At 54.6% G+C, this 17666-nt stretch carries 17 protein-coding genes and 2 pseudogenes; 11 read left to right on the top strand and 8 right to left on the bottom strand.

Annotated features, from left to right (window positions below; all coding sequences use genetic code 11):
* Nucleotides 1-17 precede the first annotated feature (17 nt).
* Entirely contained in the window at nt 18-233 is a 216-nt protein-coding gene (locus AABM52_RS00130; protein ID WP_347909866.1) for a hypothetical protein, read from the bottom strand.
* Here AABM52_RS00130 and AABM52_RS00125 point away from each other — a divergent pair.
* From AABM52_RS00125 to AABM52_RS00110, 4 genes and pseudogenes are all read left to right on the top strand, one after another.
* Nucleotides 232-2328, top strand: coding sequence for an ADP-ribosylglycohydrolase family protein (locus AABM52_RS00125; RefSeq protein ID WP_347909865.1), 2097 nt, complete (start codon nt 232-234; stop codon nt 2326-2328). The two genes, AABM52_RS00130 and AABM52_RS00125, sit on opposite strands and share 2 nt — an antisense overlap.
* Before the next feature lie 10 nt (nt 2329-2338).
* Complete coding sequence (locus AABM52_RS00120; RefSeq protein WP_347909863.1) at nt 2339-2746, top strand: hypothetical protein; 408 nt, start codon at nt 2339-2341, stop codon at nt 2744-2746.
* A 32-nt stretch (nt 2747-2778) separates the two neighbouring features.
* Nucleotides 2779-3303: pseudogene (locus AABM52_RS00115) on the top strand (reverse transcriptase domain-containing protein); the annotation flags it as partial.
* Nucleotides 3304-3348: 45 nt separating this feature from the next.
* Entirely contained in the window at nt 3349-3540 is a 192-nt protein-coding gene (locus AABM52_RS00110) for a plasmid partitioning protein RepB C-terminal domain-containing protein (protein WP_347909862.1), read from the top strand.
* A gap of 88 nt (nt 3541-3628) precedes the next feature.
* Here the strand turns inward: AABM52_RS00110 and AABM52_RS00105 are convergent, their stop codons facing one another.
* Both AABM52_RS00105 and AABM52_RS00100 read right to left on the bottom strand, forming a co-directional pair.
* Nucleotides 3629-4630, bottom strand: a complete 1002-nt coding sequence (locus AABM52_RS00105) for a hypothetical protein (protein WP_347909861.1) — start codon at nt 4628-4630, stop codon at nt 3629-3631.
* Entirely contained in the window at nt 4620-5321 is a 702-nt protein-coding gene (locus tag AABM52_RS00100) for a hypothetical protein (protein WP_347909860.1), read from the bottom strand. The genes AABM52_RS00105 and AABM52_RS00100 overlap by 11 nt, the downstream gene beginning before the upstream one ends.
* Nucleotides 5322-5834: 513 nt before the next feature.
* Here AABM52_RS00100 and AABM52_RS00095 point away from each other — a divergent pair.
* Genes AABM52_RS00095 through AABM52_RS00080 form a run of 4 tightly spaced genes read left to right on the top strand, consistent with a single transcriptional unit; the run spans nt 5835 to nt 7949 of the window.
* The gene (locus AABM52_RS00095) at nt 5835-6467 is read left to right on the top strand and encodes a hypothetical protein (protein ID WP_347909859.1); all 633 of its coding nucleotides are present in this window, start codon (nt 5835-5837) and stop codon (nt 6465-6467) included.
* A gap of 10 nt (nt 6468-6477) precedes the next feature.
* Nucleotides 6478-6822 (top strand): hypothetical protein, encoded by a 345-nt coding sequence (locus AABM52_RS00090; protein ID WP_347909858.1) that lies wholly within the window; start codon nt 6478-6480, stop codon nt 6820-6822.
* Between the two features lie 3 nt (nt 6823-6825).
* The gene (locus tag AABM52_RS00085; RefSeq protein ID WP_347909857.1) at nt 6826-7614 is read left to right on the top strand and encodes a hypothetical protein; all 789 of its coding nucleotides are present in this window, start codon (nt 6826-6828) and stop codon (nt 7612-7614) included.
* Nucleotides 7611-7949: a hypothetical protein gene (locus AABM52_RS00080; protein WP_347909856.1), complete on the top strand. Its 339-nt coding sequence runs from the start codon at nt 7611-7613 to the stop codon at nt 7947-7949. Before AABM52_RS00085 ends, AABM52_RS00080 begins: the two co-directional genes overlap by 4 nt.
* Before the next feature lie 247 nt (nt 7950-8196).
* Here the strand turns inward: AABM52_RS00080 and AABM52_RS00075 are convergent, their stop codons facing one another.
* The 3 genes from AABM52_RS00075 to AABM52_RS00065 all read right to left on the bottom strand — a co-directional run bounded on the left by AABM52_RS00075 (nt 8197) and on the right by AABM52_RS00065 (nt 10898).
* Nucleotides 8197-8550 carry a hypothetical protein gene (locus tag AABM52_RS00075; RefSeq protein ID WP_347909855.1) on the bottom strand — a complete coding sequence of 118 codons (354 nt, stop codon included), beginning with the start codon at nt 8548-8550 and terminating at the stop codon, nt 8197-8199.
* A 177-nt stretch (nt 8551-8727) separates the two neighbouring features.
* A complete protein-coding gene (locus AABM52_RS00070; RefSeq protein ID WP_347909854.1) occupies nt 8728-10704 on the bottom strand; it encodes a hypothetical protein in 1977 nt (658 codons plus the stop codon).
* A gap of 50 nt (nt 10705-10754) precedes the next feature.
* Nucleotides 10755-10898 carry a hypothetical protein gene (locus AABM52_RS00065; protein WP_347909853.1) on the bottom strand — a complete coding sequence of 48 codons (144 nt, stop codon included), beginning with the start codon at nt 10896-10898 and terminating at the stop codon, nt 10755-10757.
* Between the two features lie 301 nt (nt 10899-11199).
* Here AABM52_RS00065 and AABM52_RS00060 point away from each other — a divergent pair, with 301 nt between their 5' ends.
* The 3 genes and pseudogenes from AABM52_RS00060 (at nt 11200) to AABM52_RS00050 (ending at nt 13017) form a co-directional block, all read left to right on the top strand.
* Complete coding sequence (locus AABM52_RS00060; protein ID WP_347909852.1) at nt 11200-12147, top strand: hypothetical protein; 948 nt, start codon at nt 11200-11202, stop codon at nt 12145-12147.
* Nucleotides 12148-12315: 168 nt separating this feature from the next.
* Nucleotides 12316-12550 (top strand): annotated as a pseudogene (locus AABM52_RS00055) (hypothetical protein).
* A gap of 164 nt (nt 12551-12714) precedes the next feature.
* Nucleotides 12715-13017 carry a hypothetical protein gene (locus tag AABM52_RS00050; RefSeq protein WP_347912712.1) on the top strand — a complete coding sequence of 101 codons (303 nt, stop codon included), beginning with the start codon at nt 12715-12717 and terminating at the stop codon, nt 13015-13017.
* A 79-nt stretch (nt 13018-13096) separates the two neighbouring features.
* Here the strand turns inward: AABM52_RS00050 and AABM52_RS00045 are convergent, their stop codons facing one another.
* Nucleotides 13097-15937: a DUF499 domain-containing protein gene (locus tag AABM52_RS00045; RefSeq protein ID WP_347909851.1), complete on the bottom strand. Its 2841-nt coding sequence runs from the start codon at nt 15935-15937 to the stop codon at nt 13097-13099.
* Entirely contained in the window at nt 15934-17652 is a 1719-nt protein-coding gene (locus AABM52_RS00040) for a DUF262 domain-containing protein (protein ID WP_347909850.1), read from the bottom strand. The genes AABM52_RS00045 and AABM52_RS00040 overlap by 4 nt, the downstream gene beginning before the upstream one ends.
* Between the last annotated feature and the right edge of the window lie 14 nt (nt 17653-17666).

Raw genomic sequence — 17666 nt, 5'->3', positions numbered from 1 at the left:
TTAGCAGCCTTCCGTCATCAGTAATCGTCCGGCCAAAACCTCTCAGGCAACGGCATCTTGTTCACTTGCTTTTTTGACCTGAAATACTGAGTTTTACTGCTCTGCCCCAGCCCAATCAGCACCAAAACTGTACCTATACGGATGTCCATGATGGCTGCTTTTACCGTGAGCACGTATCTTGCCTGCTGGATCAGTACAGCGCGCCAGCACGCTTGAAAGGAATTTACCCGCATGACCATCCTGACCAGCCACAGCCACCCGTTAATCATCGGCTCAGTTGAGACACCCTACACTAGCGGGCGTATAGGCATGACTATCTGCCCTGGCAAGCAGCAAACCAACGCCTCATCCGGCAACGTCCAACGTGAGCTAGCGCTGGATCTGGATCTGATTAAGTCCTGGGGCGCTACTGCAGTTGTCACTCTGATGCCCCAACAGGAGCTCGAGGAAGTAGCGGTTGGTCATCTTGGCACGGAAGTCGAAGCCCGGGGTATGCAGTGGTTCCACCTGCCGATTCTGGACGTCGATGTTCCAGACACGGAGTTTGAACGCTACTGGCTCTATGCAGGACTGCGCCTCCGGCAGCTCTTGCGCAGCGGCCAACATATCCTGGTGCACTGCCGAGGAGGTCTGGGTCGCACAGGAATGGTGGCTGCACGTCTGTTGGTCGAACTGGGGGCACAGCCCAAAGCAGCGATAGATAACGTTCGACAGGCACGCCCTGGCGCGATCCAAACCCGGCAGCAAGAAAACTATGTTCTCACCACTGAACCCGCCGGGAATGATGCTTGGCTGGATCGCCTTCTGGGCTGTCTGCTCGGCGGAGCAGTAGGCGATGCTTTCGGCTATGCGGTCGAGTTCGACTCTCTGGAAACCATCCAGTCCAAGTACGGCAAGCAAGGGCTCACCCAGCCTACATACCAGAATGGTCGACTCATCGTCAGTGACGATACCCAGATGACACTGTTCACCCTGGAAGGCATGCTGCGCTTTGCCAGCAAAGGCGAAAGCTTAGATCCCCAGGATTGGCTCGATGAAATCCGACGCGCCTATCTTGATTGGCTGGATACCCAAAGCAGCAAGGCTCCTAGAAAAGGGCTGGCGGGACAGCTCGCCCGATCTCTAGCCCTGCGGACTCGACGAGCCCCTGGTAATACCTGCTTATCGGCCCTGAAAGCCGGTGGAATGGGTAGCATCGAGCACAAGATAAATGATTCTAAAGGCTGTGGTGCGGTGATGCGCACCGCGCCCATCGGCTTTCTAAAAGGACTTGATCTGTTTGATCTTGGCGCACGTGCTGGCGCGCTAACCCACGGTCATCCCGACGGCTGGGCCCCAGCAGGGATCCTGCCGCGCATAGTGGCCAACTTAATCCAAGGTATGGGCAATTACTGGGCTGTTCGGGGAGGCTTCGACGACGCCAGCGAGTGGGATCATGTGTATGGCGTCACGGCAGGTACTGAACGTTATCTGCTCGCGCTGAAGCTCGCCCGTAAACTGCGCTACAACCCCCGGCAGGCTATTCGCTTACTCGGCCAAGGTTGGGTGGGTGATGAAGCCTTAGCCATTGCGATGTATTGCTACCTCTCGGCGCGCAATTTCCAGGACGCCATCATCCGCGCTAGCAATCATGATGGTGACAGCGACTCCACCGCCTCAATTACCGGTCAGTTATGGGGGGCTCGCTACGGCATTACCGATATCCCCCATGACTGGATTCGTCGCCTGGATGTGTTGGATGACATTCTGGTGCTTGTGGCACAGGCCAAGGATTGGTCAGTACCAGTCGACACCATCCAAAGCTACCCGCCGAAAGGCACCATCAACGAAGACGAGGCCGCCTGCATCCGCATGGTCGAAATGTCTCATGAGTTGCATGTGCGTGGCTTTCAGAAAATTCGCATCTTTCCCTACCTGTCTCCTTCAGGTTACTGGCGCCTGGAATGGGCTCCTGCTGAAAACTTCAGCTCAGCAATCCGCCCGCCCCGAGGCACCAATGAACGCTTGATTGCTCGCTATTCGAGTGGTTCAGGATGGCGGGCGTTCGAGTGGGAAGGGGTGCAGTCCCTCACCATTGGCGAAATGGCGCAACAATTCCTGCGACAGTTCCCGGAGCTGGCACGTGCCGGCCAAGGCCAAGACTGGCCTTATGCGGGTTGGCTCACCACCTTGCTCGGCGAAGTCCGCAAGGGGCGTTTCCCATATCTAATAGCGGATGGCGACGTGGATCTCTCACGAGGTATCCCCATGAGTGTCGGTGAGCCATTTCCGTTCCCACCGCCGCTGCCGTATGAGCAGGACGACTCGGACGCGGAATGGGATCGATAAGAGCGATCAATTGATCGAAGATGAGCCAGATTATCCTTTGCCCAACACCTTCAACTTCGCCGATGAAGTCGGTCGTGCACATGGTTTGATGGCTCTCTATCACCATGGAGAGGCCTACCTGCTGCAAGTCACTCAGTTACTGTGGCAGCAAATAAATGAGCCAAAGGCAGAAAGCTGCACTTTGGTCTGTCAGGCCGGTGGCATTGAAGGGCACGGGAAGGCTGGTTTGCACAAGCTTCTGCAGAGTTTTTTGCATGAAGCCAATGAGGCTTGCGAGGTGGCATCGGTTGGGCTCGAAGAGCACCTTGTACCCCAGCTAGACTGGGACAAGATTCAAGGAATTTTCGCCAACATGGACAAGGCGCTGCTGGCAACTGCCGCTGCTTACGGTCAGCTATTTGAGGGTTTTACGCACTGAGCGGCGCGGGATGAATCCATGGCTGCCCAGGCTATCGGGCAACGCCGTCGCGGCGGGTCTATATCCCCAAAGCCGACGGCAGGCAGCGTCCGCTGGGCATTGCCTCTCTGGAGGATAAGATCGTACAGCTGGCGGTCGTTACCGTTCTGAATGCGATCTATGAAGAGGACTTTCTGGAATTCTCGTACGGGTTTCGGCCGGGACGCAGCCAGCATGATGAACTGGATGCGTTGACGGTCGCGCTGAAGGGCCAGAAGGTGAACTGGATATTGGATGCGGATATCACGTCGTTCTTTGATGAGATCGACCATGAATGGATGCTGATGTTTCTGGGACACCGGATTGCAGACCGGCGCCTGCTCGGACTTCTCTGCAAATGGTTTCTGGTGGATGTAATAGAGGATGGCCGTAGGACGGCTGCGACCAAGGGAACTCCCCAAGGTGCAGTGATATCGCCGTTGCTAGCGCATATCTATCTTCACTACGTGCTGGATCGAAGAGCAAGGCAGTGGCGCGAGCGACATGCCCGTGGCGATGTGATCGTTGTGCGCTACGCCCGCTTGGAGCGTGAACTTGCCGCCTTCCAGATGCAGATCTAAACAGTGGAAGACGATTATGGCCCTGCCGTACTGCATCTTACTGTCATCAAAGATTACCTAACCAAGCTTCTTACCAATACAGCTGTTGTCCGATGGTTGGCCAAGCACCAACCTGAGTACCTTAAAGAGTTCCAGCCCATCGCAGAGCTGACAGAGCTGCCGTGGGCAGCCGACGAATCAGACGCAGTTGCTTGAAAATGGTATTCATCGTTAAACCTCCAATGCCCCCGGAATGCTTCATAGCTCCCAACACATTAAAACCGGCTGCCATTCCTCTGGCAGACTATGGAGTCAACAGGACTATGGGGTGCTGGTTCTGTGAATGGATCTGAGCTATGAAATCACTGCCGCTGATACCTTTGTCGATTAGATGCTCGATAAGCAACGGTTTACTCAAGGCTGAGTCAGTAACCTCCCGGAGTCCTGCGACGATGGTTTTCGCCTTTTTCTGATTGGCTTGGTAAGCGAGCAGTTCCTGTCCGGCTTCACCGACTCCCTCTGGCATCATCCCATTGGCCAGACGACTCTGACTGATGCCATCAAACAGCTCGGTGTATGTGTTAGCGATGACCTTCGAGGCATGTTGTGCCACAGCCATTTCGTTGCCCTGCAGAAGGCAATGAATGCGCGTTGCATTACAAAGTAGAAGAGTGGTTGTCAGCAGATTGAACCATTCGGGATTGAAACGACCCTGGATCAGATGATGACCAATTTCTGTGCGTAGAAAACCACTTTCAAAGGCGAGCTTTTCTTCAAGACCAATCCATTCTCTAACTGGATTTTTCAGATGCTGGATTTGATCTGAACGCTCAAACAGTACGTAAATGTTGGAAAAACGCTGGCGCATTTCGCGCTCGTACAGATCTTGGAAGTAACGACTCATCTTGCCAGACAGATCGGAGATCGACACCTCCAACTCCTTCAGCTTCTTGTTGATCAGCATGAAACCGAGCACGCTGACACCTAGCCCGGCGACTGCAACACCAATGTTCGAATACTGCAGCAGCTGAAGCCCCTCGACCATACCCTTGAGTTGGTGTAACTGGATATTGGAAAGACCTGATGAAACCAGATTCGCAGCTTGTGCTGCTGCAAACGACTGTGGTGATGCGTACATCGGCAGAGCATTACTGAGTAGTTGTTGGGCAAACCCGGTTTCCTGAAGATGAGCGACGATTTGCCCGCTTGCCCCGTCCTTCAGCACGGTGCCAATACGGATGATGCTTCCATCAGTCAAACCTTCGGCAAATTGCGCCGGGATAGAAAAAGGAATGCTATTCAACATGGCTTAGCTCCTTAAGCAGTTTGCTGGCGGTGCTTTCGATGCCCCCCTGCAAAACTTGATTGAGTGAAGTTCCATCCCGATTAAACAGAACCTTTTCCTGAAGCTGAGCGGCCATGTCTTCTTTCAGCCGCCGTTGTGTGTTGGTTTTCACTTTCTTGATTCGATGGCGAGCGAATATGCCAGCCGTGGCAACAACGGCGGTGCCGACTACGACTGCCGGCATAGATACCACAGTGGTGGTGACACCCAACAGGCCCAGAAAACCGCCAACCGATACTGTAGCAGTGGAGGCACCCGCCGCTGCCGGTATGGCTGCGATAACGGCAGCGGTAGAAAGACCTGCAGTTGCAATGTCCAACAGCTTTTGGGGAGTGTTCAAATTTTTCAGCTGGCTATCGATGGACTGAGCTTCGACAGCCTTATCACAGACCTCCAACAGTTCTTTGGTTGCTGACTGCATCAGGCTTGAGCGCTGCATGGTGAGCCATTCCGCCAGGATCGGATGAAGCTTTTTCTTGATAAAGTCATCATTGAATATGACCGCCGTGATGCCAATCCCTTCAATCTGGTCGTCCAAATTTAACTTCAGCGCGCTGAGTTCTCTGCTGAGTTGGGTATCAACCTTTTCCAGCCAGCGATCTCGCCAGTTGAGGAGATTGCGGCGGGTTGTCAAATGTTGTGTACGATCCATTCGCAGGTACTCTGATCCTGGGAAATTTCGAAGAGTCACTTTTTCAGCTGTTGATAATACGCGGCCTCGGCATTTTTTAGTGGCACATTGCCTATCAGTTTCAGCTGGCACAGTGTTGTACCTGTGCCAGCGTAGGAGCGTAGGAGCGTAGGAGGATTGATTCTCTGACGGATCAAGCGCGATCTGCTACGAGAGAATCACAGGGTGTCTCCTGTTCGACTGAAGCATCGATAACTCCAACGAACAGAGATACTGCAAGAGAGCGACTGATAAAATGCGGTTGCCATGAAATTCGGAACGCCCCAAATTTTGCCGACCACCAAGAGCTCGGTGCAGGCCTTTACGGCCAGTTCTGCACATCTGGTCGGTTCCTCACACCTTGGGTACGGTGAAGGGGTCACACGGAGGCCCAGATTGCTATCGACAACAAAATTCCAAATCGCATGGAATATTCCATTGACGATGGAACTTTATATCGCTAGTCTATGAATCATTCCAACCGGAGTGGAACATATGCGACTCGAAGACCTCTTCTGTAATCACGTTCAACCCGAAACCAAGATTTCTCCAGAGGACATCTCCAGGGAGGTCACGGCGGCCTATCTAGGCCACTTAAAGGCTGAGGCTGAAAGATACCGCTGCGATGCTGAAGCTTTGGATAAGGTGTTAGGCGGGGCCGGTCATTTCATCGACATTGCAAATAGCTGCTACGACTACGCAGTGAACGGCCGCCTAAATACAACGAACCTCGGCATTCAGGACGATAACTGGCTGGATTTCGCTTCCTTTATCAACCAAGCCCGCTGGAATGAGGAATTCCATAGCACCGACTCATTGCCACTGGGTCTAGAGAAGCTCTTCAAACTGGGGGCCATCAGGGCGCGTCTCGATCTGGACACCTTGGGCAAGGCAGCTCACAAAGCGCTGCCCACAGTCCTACAGGGGGAGGAGTGTGGTTATCTGACCCTTTCTGAAGTGGCTGTCTTGGCTCAAATGAACGAGAAATCTGTTCGTAACGCCACCCAACCGACGGCACCGGATCGATTGCCCACCCGCAAACAGGGTACCCGCACTGTGGTGGATTCGCATGAAGCGTTGCGCTGGCTGAAAGGCCGCCGCAACTTCAATCCCAGCGTTTTTGTCTGAGGTGTTCGTCATGCATTTGACCAAGCATGCAGCACAGCGAAGCCAGCAAAGGGGCATCAACCAAGACCAACTGGACTGGTTGCTGACCTATGGAAAGGTCGGCCGCAACAAAGGTGTAAACGTCTATTTCTTTGACCGTGCGGGCTTTGAGCAATTGATTCATGAAGTCGGCCCCGATCACCAAACGCTGGCGCAACGTAGCCGTGGCATCTTTGCAGTCGTGGCCGACGACAACGTCATCACCTTGGGCTATCGCGATGAACGGTTGAAGCCAAAGAAACCGCACAGACGGATCCGGCGTGGCACACCCCTCAATCCCGCAGCCCGCCGCATTCACCACAGAACAGAGGAATGAACCGTGAGCTACTTTGAAAAATTCAGCCCCCTGCTAACTGATCCATCCTTCAACCTCTCTGGCCACCCGCTGCCCAAAGATTTTCTGTTGGCATCAGAAGGCAACCTCGAAACCTTCTACTCCCCGTTTGATTACATCAATACTGAGGCCCGCGTCACAATCTGCGGAATCACTCCTGGATACCAGCAAGCGATGGACGCTTTGTCCGAAGCTCGTAAGCAACTGAATGCCGGTGCGAGCCTTGAAGAGGCGAAACGTCGTGCCAAGGAAACTGCTAGCTTCTCCGGCCCGATGAGAAACAATCTGATTGCCATGCTGGATCACATCGGACTCCACCTGTTACTGGACATCAACAGCTGTGCTCGCCTGTTCGATACCCACCAGCATTTGGTTCATTACACCTCGGCCCTTCGTTACCCGGTCTTCGTCGATGGCAAAAACTACAATGGCAGCCCTGCGATGCTCAGCCGCAGTTCATTGCGCCAGCAGGTTGATACCCATCTGGCCGAGGAAGTTCGTGCACTTGGCAGGACATGCATCTATGTCCCACTCGGCCCGAAAGTCGCTGAAGTATTTAAGCGTCTTCAGAACAACGGGCTGCTGAAACCAGCGCAGTTGCTGGACGGGTTGCCACATCCCTCGGGCGCCAATGCGGAAAGGATCAGCTATTTCTTAGGCACAAAGTCCCGAGAGACCCTGTCCATGAAGACCAATCCTGGTGTGCTGAATCATGCCAAAGCCCAGCTCAAAGAAAAAATCCACAACCTGAAGGCCATGGAGATAGCGAGATGACCACGATTGCCCAACAAGCTGAAGTCCTCTGCGAGCTGGAATACGCCCGCATTGCCCCACCATCGAAATACATTGCCGGGTTTTCCACCAGACTAGGACGAGAGCTCGCACTCCATCGCACTCAGCAAGCCATCTATTGTTGGAGCCAGGACGTTCCTTTGGCTGGAGCACCAACGTCCCCCATACGGCAGTACGAAGCACATGAACCTCGCAACTCCAACCTGAATGGCAAGAATTGCCCAACTCTTCAGATCGGACGAAAAGTTCACTATTGGAAGTTTGAAGACACTGCGTCCTTTCAAAACTTTCTGCACTGGTACGGACAGGTCAGCTAACTCAAGCTATTCAACGTCGCCATTCGGCTCGTTGTAAAATTCGCACGTCCTTTCAACAACTGACAAATGGTCGCCCCCCCCTCACAAATACGTCACAGGTCGTCTCTAGGCTAAATCGAATGGGCCTCGATTTTCCTGGCATAAAGGAGGCCCGTTGCTCTCTCCACGCACGCGAATAACATCAGAAAACCCCTCCGACGATCTTATGGCGGCTGCGGAGTGCGTTCGAATGTGCACTGACCATCAGCTACCCGCGATTGGGGCTGAGTGGTTCCATCTGCAGATCCAGCAGCGCATCCACCCTGTTGATCAGCGGATCCAGCCAGTCGGCTTTGGCTCTCGCCCACTGTAGGTAAATGAGTTGCTCGGCATTCAATCCGCCGCGTAGCAAAGTGGCTTGCTCAAACGCATCAAGGTACTCGCGTAGCACCGTGGCCCGCCGCCAGGCGTCAGCGTCGTCCTCCAGTTGGAGTAGCCGAGCGCGTTCAGCCTCCTGCAAGGCTTTTTGCGCCGACAGCGCCGCGCGCTGTTGTTGCTGTTCGGCATCCTTCAGGGCGCGGGCTTCCTGATCGCGCAGCCGCTCAACGGCCAGGCGCGCCATGCTGATGATCAGTTGATTCCAGCACTGCGATGTCCCTGGCGGTTTACAACGCCCAAGAAAAGCAGAGTGCTTCCTGAGGTGACCGGGTTGGGCGTTACCACCCCTACCTCTGAGCGACCAGAGCCGGCCCTGCCGGGTTGCGCCCGCCACCACGTCAGTGGCACTGGCGTCGTCTGGTCAGCCCCCAGCGTCCAGTTCGTCCTGAACACTCCACACGTCGCTGTTCTCCTCCACCAGCGGGGCCAACTGCGTCATCAGCTCCCGTGCGCGAGACTCCGTCTCCGGGTCGGTATAGACGCCTGCGCGGAGTAGCGCTTCCACCGACTGCAACCACTGGCCGCTGGTGAGAATCGACTCGCCGTAAGGCGCAACATAGCACTCCTCGCCAAATTCAAAATCCACGACTTCCTGAATCAGGTAGGCCGCCTCGTCGGCAAAATAGCGCACCGGTTGCGCCACCGACAGCAGGGCCTGCTGGGCCGCCACCGATTCGGCCGCGACCTCGATGGCGGCCCGCAGCTCCAGGTATTTCCAGTGTTTCAAGCCGAGGGTATTGCTCTGGCTTTCATCCATGCCCAATTCTCGCGGCTCAAAACCTGGCCCCTGTTCCAGGAAGAGCTGGGCTTCCCTCGCCACGTTCAGACACTGAGAAAACTCAGCCCGAGCAAAGGCTTGGTGATAAGCCCGGCGCAGCAGGTTGGCTTTCAGCAACGAAAACTTTTCCTGCTGCTCCTTGGCCACCGTATCCACCATGTCCCCGAAACAACACCTCAACTCATCCAGCCCCGAGGCGGCACAGTGCAAGGCCAGCGCATGAAGGAGCGCTGGCTGGTGCAGGATCGTCGACAACACATCCCACCTCGCTACTGCGCGCAAATCCTTAAGAAAACTCTGTCGCGCCAGCTCGTAGCCTGGCAACCCGAGCACAAAGCGGACATGCAGCAACTTGAGCTTGGTGAAATGATTATTCGACTTCCACCAACCTTTCTGGAAGAAGTAAAAGTCCGGAGGGGTGTACGGATACCTCGCCGAGAGTTCATCCCATTCCGTGCAGATCCGCGCGGCCACCTGGATTTCCACGTCTGAAAGGAGACGGGCGCTGCCAGCCTCTCCCCCCCATCGGTCGTAATGCTTCTGTGGGTTTTCCTTCCAGGAAATTGATGGAACCAGTCTTTGTGCTTCACTGGCGCGCCGCCAGTCCTCACCGGTCGACAGGCACCGGGTATCGGGTTGAGTGAGGGCAAATAGCCAGTCAATGCACCAGTTACGGATTTGCTCGTAATTTTCGCCATACCGATAACGTCGATGCGGGCTTTCTTGGTCTCGTGGCCAGTAGAGCAAGGCCGGAAACACCACGGAGCGATGGTCATTCAGGGCCTTGCTACGCCGCTCGTCCGCCATGTCCCGCATCTCGTCAGCCCAGCGCTCATGGGAAGATGCAGGGTCGGCTTCCTCCCGCTGGAACTCATAACGCGCTACCTCCTGATCGGCGGAACGTTTCTCGTTGATGCTGTGAATCGCCAGTAGCATCCAGGCTTCAGAGTGCTCGGCATCCGCCTCGACGACTTGCTGAGCCGCCGCCACCGCCTGATCGGACAGCCCCAATCGAAAGAGCGCCCAAGCCTTCTCGTTGAGCTGATCCGGGCTAAGCAACGAGCGACGACCTTGCTCCTCAATCTTTTCCAACAGTTGCACCGCCCGCAGCGCGTAGGGCGTGCCCTCAGCACTCCCTTGACCATCCACCGACAGCCGGTCTTCCAGAGCAAAGCTATCCAGCGACGGCTGCTCCCTGAGCACCACCTCCAGCGAGTTCAGTCGCTCGGCCCAATAACTATAGGCGCGCAGCTTCTGCTCCAGACGCGTTCTGGCGCGTTCGATCTCTCGGTGAAGCTCCTCTGGCGACACCTTGCCCTCGGCCAGCTCACAGACCAGATCCTGACTATTGAACACCGCATCCAGCGCCAGCAGGTTCTTGATCAGGTTGTCACACGCCAGCGAGCGCTTGAACACATTCGAGTTCTTATCCGGGTCGATCCGATGCTTCTTGAGCGGTTCCATGCGAGCGAGCTTGGCAAGCAAGCTGCGATCATCGTCATGCCCAAACAGGCGTAGCAGGGTCTCTTTCACGCCATTCGATTCAGCTGTTCTCGCCATCACTCTCTCCTTGAAGGCCGGGGATCCGATCCCCGGCCACGACACGCGGGTTACTTGCCTTTTTTCCCACCCTGGCGACTGCTGTGATACGCCGGGTTGTTCGGGTTCAGCTGGTTGGCGCGATTGTTTAGGGCAGCCTGGTGGGCTGGGTTGTTCGGGTTTGACTGGTTGGTGTGAAGGTCTTGCTGGCTCATGGTGAAGCTCCTTTGGGTGGTTGGAGACACCAGCCTAAAAATGCACTCCGTGCAGAAAAGCATTTTTTTGTACCAAAGTTTCAAAACATGCAGTAGAGGAGGGTAAGCCTTCGAGCTATTGGCCTGGTGCTCACGGAGCGAGATCAGGTGAACCACAGCGTTCCAGACTTTCCTGAGTTGTCGTCAACTCAACCCCCGTCACTTATCGGATCTGAGCACCAAATAACGCGCAACGGGCTGCTACGCTGAGACGTACTGAAAGATAAAGGCGTTTAGCCACCACGGCCACAACGAGGTGTTTATGTGCAACGCATGGAATCATTCAAAAAACTGTACCTGCGGCTGGGGCGGGGAAGGACACTCGGGGCATTCGGGGCATTCGACCTTTTCCGATTTCGTGCCCGCTGCGCAAGGCTGGTGGCCACGTGCGCTGACGAGCACATACGACAGCTACGTCAATCCCAATGCCAGCTGCCCCGTGTGCGGCGCGGCGGTATTCTTTTACCAATCGCCCAGTGGTGGCCGGGTCTTCTTCGACGAGCTCGGCCCGCCTTGGCCCAAGCACCCGTGTACAGACAACACCAGCCGCCCCGGAAGACTCGCTTCTGCCCCGAGCGTCCCCACCGAAGCGGCCAGCTATGCTCGGCAACCTTCCGGCTGGCAGCCGGCCGCTATCGAGTCGAGCATTGGCATCGACAAAGACTTCCACCCGCGTACAGACAACGCCAGCCGCCCCGAACAACTCGCTTCTGCCCCGAGCGCCAGCACCGAAGCTGCCAGCTATGCTTGGCAACGTTCAGGCTGGCAGCCGTTCGCCATCGAGACGATCACCGGCATTGACAAAGATTTTCTCAAGATCACGGGCATCTTGGATCACCAGCCCCTTTGCCTCTACATCCAGCGGCTAGTCGAACACCATCTGCACACTCAGGCATTTTCTGAGAAAAGCCTGGCCCAGGTTAAAGCCAACCCCGACACCAGCCAGCAGCTGTCGATCCTTCTGCCCCATGGTGTGCCGATCACCCTCACCGCCTTCCTGCTGCTAGCGGATGCGCGAAGTGACCTAAATCAGCGGATTCAGGCGAAGAAAGCCCAAACGAGCGGCGCCCATTCCACCGTCGCGGCGCAGTCGAGCAAACGCCCGAGCGCCCTCAGCCGTCAGCCAAACCGCCTCCCCCCGCCACCTCCTGCCAAGACGACGATGGCCCTTGCCTTCAGGAAGGCGCAAGAAAAGAAGGACAACACCTAAGCCCGCCCACCCGCTCATCGACCGAGCTGCGCGGAATTGGCCGTTATGGTGAATCGCCCCGCACAGTTATCCACAGCCTGGTGAAGCTGAAGGGCCAACCTGGTCGCCAAGTTGTGTGGTTGCGCTATACCAGAAGGGGGGGAATGACGGGAGAATGGAGGGCGGCGTATGCGCACAACCATCGAGCAGGACACCTTGGTCGCGCTGGTCGAGACCGGGCGGCGCCGGAGTTTGGAGCAATCAGGGACTGCGGCTCGACGCCAAATGGCTGCCAATCCGCTCGCGACGTGAGCCTGTTTGGGTATGGCGATCCCTGACTGCTGTTGGTCGCTTCTGTAACGAGCAACGCATCAAAACAATGACGCTCAGTATGATGAGTCCGGCGAACCCGTCTAGCCACTAGCATCCAAAAAGCCTTGGCATGGTTCTTCTCTATCGTGCAACTGTGACAAAGCTCATGGGCGACAACGCACCCATAATCCCCAAGGCAATCGTGGAAATCTCCACATGACAGTGGCCTTGAAGCACAGGCAAAATCGCCCTCCACTCACATTACCGCTAGTACCTATGAAGCTCCTCAACACTTACGAAGACCGCGATGAAGCTGAAGAAGCTAAACAAAAGCTCACAGGAGAATGCCGGCTAGCGAGCGAGCGCGACTCCAATGTAGTTATTTACAATTTATTCGGCATCCCCAGCTGGGGCAATTTTTACAGACTGGGCATGTATAACCTGAATCTGCTCAAACCATTGCTTGATCGCCGTTCGAGCTGGGAAGCTGCGGATCAAACTCGGCATGCTGAGATCCTCGCCACACTGCAAACAGTAGCGAAAAATTATTCTATCGAAGTGCCTGCTCACTGGCTGTAGCCCCGACCATCTACGCCAGACATAAAAAGCCCCGCTGCTTTATGCTCGCGGGGCTTCTAAGGGAAAGCTATTCAATTAGCTATTCAAACTCCGCCGACTTGAACTTCAGCACGTTGCAATTCTCTTTGATGGCGCGTTGTAGTCCATCATCGAAGCCCGTCTTGCTGGTGGCCTGAATCTCAATTGATATCTTCACATCGACTCCCAGCCTGGCAGTGAACTGCTGAATGACCTCATCCACAAGCAAAGCAAAATCCATTTTTGCCTTCACAGGATCGAGGTCAGCCGAGGCATAAAACTGAGTCACCAAAGCTTTCTTAATCTCAGCTACCGGATCTACCTGACCTCCACCCGAACCTTGAGTTCCCCCTGTGACTCCGCTATCCCCACTTGATCTTGAGGTGTCAGGTGTCGCATCCACAACTTGTTCACGTTTAGCCCGTTCTGCGTCTTCCTTCGCTCGCAACGCATCGGCGTAGGCGCTGGCAGTTGTGGGCTCAATCAGAAGATGCGTGGCATCCAGAAACACCGAGGATGTCTTGCCGAAAACAAAACCCAGATAACGCTCACCATCCTTACCCTGAGCAATGGCAAAGAAATCGCGACTTTCTACGCCTGTACTAAGGGTGCGGACAAACACTGTGTCATCGCGTAGACGCGGTAAATACAGATAACAGCAAGTCTTCTGAAAGACATCCAATGCCCCGACTTCCTTGGCATCTTCCTTCCAAAACCAGCTCTTCAGCATGTGCGCGAGATGGTATGGCGCCCATTCGGTAATTAGCAGCTCGTTTTCCTTAAGTAGTCGCTCTATTTCCGTGGAAAGGTTGGCAGCCCCAGCATTAACCGGAAAGTGTTCCCACTGCACATCCGACAACCCCTTTCCAGGCAAGACAGTCTGCATTGGCGCCAACAACCATTTGTAGGTCTCTCGGATCATCCGCTTCAGACCATCGCTAGCCTGATCAAAACTGGCGGAGGCATTCTTCGCCATCAGGTTATCTAGGGTGATGCGATTTTCTTTGTAATCGTTGACGATGGACTCCCACGCTAGCAGCGAGCGCACCTGATCTTTCAAACGACTAACACTGTCGCTATCGGCGGCAAGAAACACCAATCGATTCTGTTTCTGACGTGGCTGCTCGCCACGACTCTTTAGAATTTCAGCAGCCTTGCCAATGGCCAGGCTAGGCCCGCTCTTGCTGTAACCGTAATCAGGAGCCAGCACCACTAACCGCAGTTGAAAGTCATCTGGCACATCCACGCTGTCGGTGAAGACATGAATGCCACCAAACACACCGCTGGCAAAGCTTTCCTGCACACGCTTACGGATAGCGGGAAAGACATTCTCTTTATCCTTGTAGCGCTTTTTACGCTCTTCCATTTCACGGCGCAGATTAGGCCGAGTATCGAACCAGTAACGGTTATTGGCGCTATTCAGATAGTGAAGTTTGTCCGCTAGGCTGCGCAAAGCATCCTTGAACAGACCCACAGGCTGACCGGGCTGCGCCGCGCCAAGCAGAATCCGCTCCAGCTCAATACCACGCACTGTCTGATTAGCAGTGGTCGGAGCGCTACCCAGGAATATAGTGCGCGCAGCGCGGCGGCAAGCTTGCACGCTGCCAAGACGAGCATTGTGGTTTTCAATCGCAGTGGTTTCTGCACGAGGGCCATCGATGTCGCGCTCAACCACTGGATCCCAGCCGGCAGGCAGGTAGTAGGTGACCTCATTGCGTGAGTCTGAATCGGCTAATGGCAAACTACCAGGCATGATCAATGGATCGTTGTTGCCGTCCTTCCACAGGCTGAAGATGATCTTGGCCATTAACTTCAGCACGCCACGGGTTCGCTGGAAATTTTCCAGTGATGACCAGTCCTCATATAGACGGTCGAAGACCTCGGGGTGGATTGGATAAGCATGCAACAACCGCTCGTAATAGCTATTTTTCTGAGTTTCCGCCGGGAAATCATTGCCATTGGCGATGTAATAATCAGCAAAGCTGCGGCACACGGCCTCAGCCGCTAGTTTGTCGCTGATATTACTGAACAACCGGCGTCTAACGATCTCAAACGCCTCCTCGGTGCCCACAGGTTTCCACAATGCCTGCACGCGGCCAAAGTAGTGCGATAACGCTTCCAAAGCTCGCACGCCGCGCTGACTACCCGCTTCCTTTTCCGACTCAGGTAGCGACGCCAACATCACAGCTGTTGGCACGGCCTTCAGCGCCTCAGTCAACGCTTGGATAAAGCTCAAGTTGGTGTCGAAACTACCCCCTGTGAGGGTTTTTCCTTCCTCGAACTGACGAACGTAGGCCACCAATTCGTCGACCAGGATCACACAAGGTGCAAAACGCGCCAGCAAGTTCTCCAGCACCGTTTTGCCCGGCGAAGTGCCCGAAAGGTCAGCCTCGGCCACCAGTGCATAACCCTCTTCACCACCCAGCTGCCAGGCCAAATTGCCCCACAACGTGTGAACACTGATCGAGCCACGCTTAACCGGTTGGTTCGGCGAAGCCTGGATGCCATCAAGCACGGCAATACGTGCAGGAGCCAGCTCGGTGACCCCTGCGCGATTAAGAATATCGCCAATACCCTGCATCTCACTGGTGGGCACCTTGCCACTGGCCAAGTGATAGACCGCCAGCATGGTATGAGTCTTACCCCCGCCGAAAGCGGTTTGCAACTGGATTACTGGATCGCCGCCCTTGCCAGAAAGACGCTTGATCACTGAGTCCAGCAACAGCTTCATGCCTTCAGTGATAAAGGTGCGCTCGAAGAACAGCGTTGGGTTCTGATATTCAGAGGTCGCCGAGCCAGTATGCACTCGGGTGATATCAGCGGCAAACTCAGCTTGAATAAAGGTGCCACTACGCACGTCTTCATGGGGTTCGGCGATCACGCGCCAAGGCTTGAGGTTCATACATGGTCTCCCTGAGCAGTACGCAGCATATAGCTGAATTTTTCCTGAATCAGTTGCTTACGGGCGTCGATAAAAGCCCCATAATTATCGAGTTGCCAGAGTGCTTCATCTTTTGGTATTAAGTGCATGTCTAAATACTGCGCATGCTCTTGATCGCTATTGAACCGGCTTCGGTCAAACCATTCATGTGGCGAAATTGCACACTTGCCGTTGAACCCGTTTTCATCCGCTGTCAGCAACATGCAGTTGGCAATCTGATCCCTGTGCTCTGCGCGGTAATGCAAGATATTACGCTTGCCGCTGTCTGGATTGATGTCCTTGACTGACTTCAACAGGACTTGCGGGAAGATGTGATCGACCTGAGGGCCATTGGCTCCTAAAGCGGGGGCGTAGTTGAAGTCGCGATACCACAGGTTGAAAAATAGGTGCAGTGAGCGCGACCCGTAATACTGGTTGAAGATCACTTCAGGGGTAATTTCCAGGCTACGACCATCGGCTCGGATCACACCAAATACCTCGCTGGTGACGAAGTCATTCTGCTCTTGGATGTTACGTACCAATTTGTCGATTAGCTGGTCAGGGTTACCGCCAAAGGCACCACTGACAAGCGAACGGAGTAAGTATTCTGCAAGCCCAGGCTTGGCCTTGAACTTTTCAGGGTACTGATAGCGAAAATAAATTAGCGGGATTAGTGCTAGATAGGAGGGCAGGGCCTTGTCGCTACGGATATAGGTCTTGGCAACCACAAGGTCACGAACATCCTTGATGGAATCAGCGATTACCTGCCACTGGGCAATGATCTCCTCCTTAGTTTTGCCATCGCGGAACTTCTCTACCTCATAGCGTGCGCCCTTGTTGAGAACGGTCAGGCAGCACTTGAGTACAAAGTCACGATCAAAATCGAACCCTCCTTGATTGAGATCTTCCAGCAGGGACTCAATCTCACCATCCGCCTCATCCCAACTAGAGGTCAGCAGCGAGAACAGCAGATCAGACTTACCCAGCTTGGTGCCACCGGAGTTGGCTCGAATGAATATTTCGACGATGTCATCCACCCGGTAGGCATCCGGATTGTCGACTCCATCCAACTCCTGAAAGGTAATATTGTCATCGTTGACAAACTCCTTACGTACCCGTCCGACATTGAGTTGCAAGGTAATTTGATCATCCGTCGTCAACTCGTCAGGGGCGAGTTTGGCTAGCTCCTGCACGATCTGAAGGTCAAGTTTGTTGTTGATAAACACCATGTCCTTGAAGCGCACCCAAGGCCATCTAGCACTGCCTTTCTCCTTAAAGGCGAAGCGAAAACGTATGTCTTCAGGTGCCGCCATGTCACCACCGCTAAGCACGTCAAAATAAAGCTCTCGTCCGCTGTAGCTGCCTTTCAGACCGATGAACAAGCTTTGTAGGCGCTGCTGGCCATCCAGCACCATCATCTTTGAGCGGGTGTTATCGGGCACCCGATAATCAGTCAGTTTGATATCGCGGTGATAGTTGTCGATGAACTTGCGGTGTTTGACCTCTTCACGGGTTTTCCACACCAGCAGAGTGCTGATGGGGTACTCCCGCATGATGGAGTCGAACAGACGGCTAAGCTGTTCCTCACCCCAAACGAAAGGCCGCTGGATGTTCGGCAACCAAAATCCACCACCCTCGGACTCGGAGTCATTGAGGTAAGAAACTATTTTTCGGATCGACAGCTTCTTATTTTGCATAATCCAATTCCTTG

The sequence above is a fragment of the Pseudomonas grandcourensis genome (assembly GCF_039909015.1).
Lineage (GTDB): Bacteria > Pseudomonadota > Gammaproteobacteria > Pseudomonadales > Pseudomonadaceae > Aquipseudomonas > Aquipseudomonas grandcourensis.
The sequence above is the reverse complement of the archived record's forward strand: the minus strand, read 5'-3'. Positions and strand labels throughout refer to the sequence as shown.

Bases quoted from the DNA above. Each gene is read 5' to 3' on its own strand.
- AABM52_RS00125 (WP_347909865.1), top strand. From the start codon at position 232: ATGACCATCCTGACCAGCCACAGCCACCCGTTAATCATCGGCTCAGTT.
- AABM52_RS00130 (WP_347909866.1), bottom strand. From the start codon at position 233: ATGCGGGTAAATTCCTTTCAAGCGTGCTGGCGCGCTGTACTGATCCAG.
- AABM52_RS00105 (WP_347909861.1), bottom strand. From the start codon at position 4,630: ATGTTGAATAGCATTCCTTTTTCTATCCCGGCGCAATTTGCCGAAGGT.
- AABM52_RS00100 (WP_347909860.1), bottom strand. From the start codon at position 5,321: ATGGATCGTACACAACATTTGACAACCCGCCGCAATCTCCTCAACTGG.
- AABM52_RS00095 (WP_347909859.1), top strand. From the start codon at position 5,835: ATGCGACTCGAAGACCTCTTCTGTAATCACGTTCAACCCGAAACCAAG.
- AABM52_RS00090 (WP_347909858.1), top strand. From the start codon at position 6,478: ATGCATTTGACCAAGCATGCAGCACAGCGAAGCCAGCAAAGGGGCATC.
- AABM52_RS00080 (WP_347909856.1), top strand. From the start codon at position 7,611: ATGACCACGATTGCCCAACAAGCTGAAGTCCTCTGCGAGCTGGAATAC.
- AABM52_RS00075 (WP_347909855.1), bottom strand. From the start codon at position 8,550: ATGGCGCGCCTGGCCGTTGAGCGGCTGCGCGATCAGGAAGCCCGCGCC.
- AABM52_RS00070 (WP_347909854.1), bottom strand. From the start codon at position 10,704: ATGGCGAGAACAGCTGAATCGAATGGCGTGAAAGAGACCCTGCTACGC.
- AABM52_RS00065 (WP_347909853.1), bottom strand. From the start codon at position 10,898: ATGAGCCAGCAAGACCTTCACACCAACCAGTCAAACCCGAACAACCCA.
- AABM52_RS00060 (WP_347909852.1), top strand. From the start codon at position 11,200: ATGTGCAACGCATGGAATCATTCAAAAAACTGTACCTGCGGCTGGGGC.
- AABM52_RS00050 (WP_347912712.1), top strand. From the start codon at position 12,715: ATGAAGCTCCTCAACACTTACGAAGACCGCGATGAAGCTGAAGAAGCT.
- AABM52_RS00045 (WP_347909851.1), bottom strand. From the start codon at position 15,937: ATGAACCTCAAGCCTTGGCGCGTGATCGCCGAACCCCATGAAGACGTG.
- AABM52_RS00040 (WP_347909850.1), bottom strand. From the start codon at position 17,652: ATGCAAAATAAGAAGCTGTCGATCCGAAAAATAGTTTCTTACCTCAAT.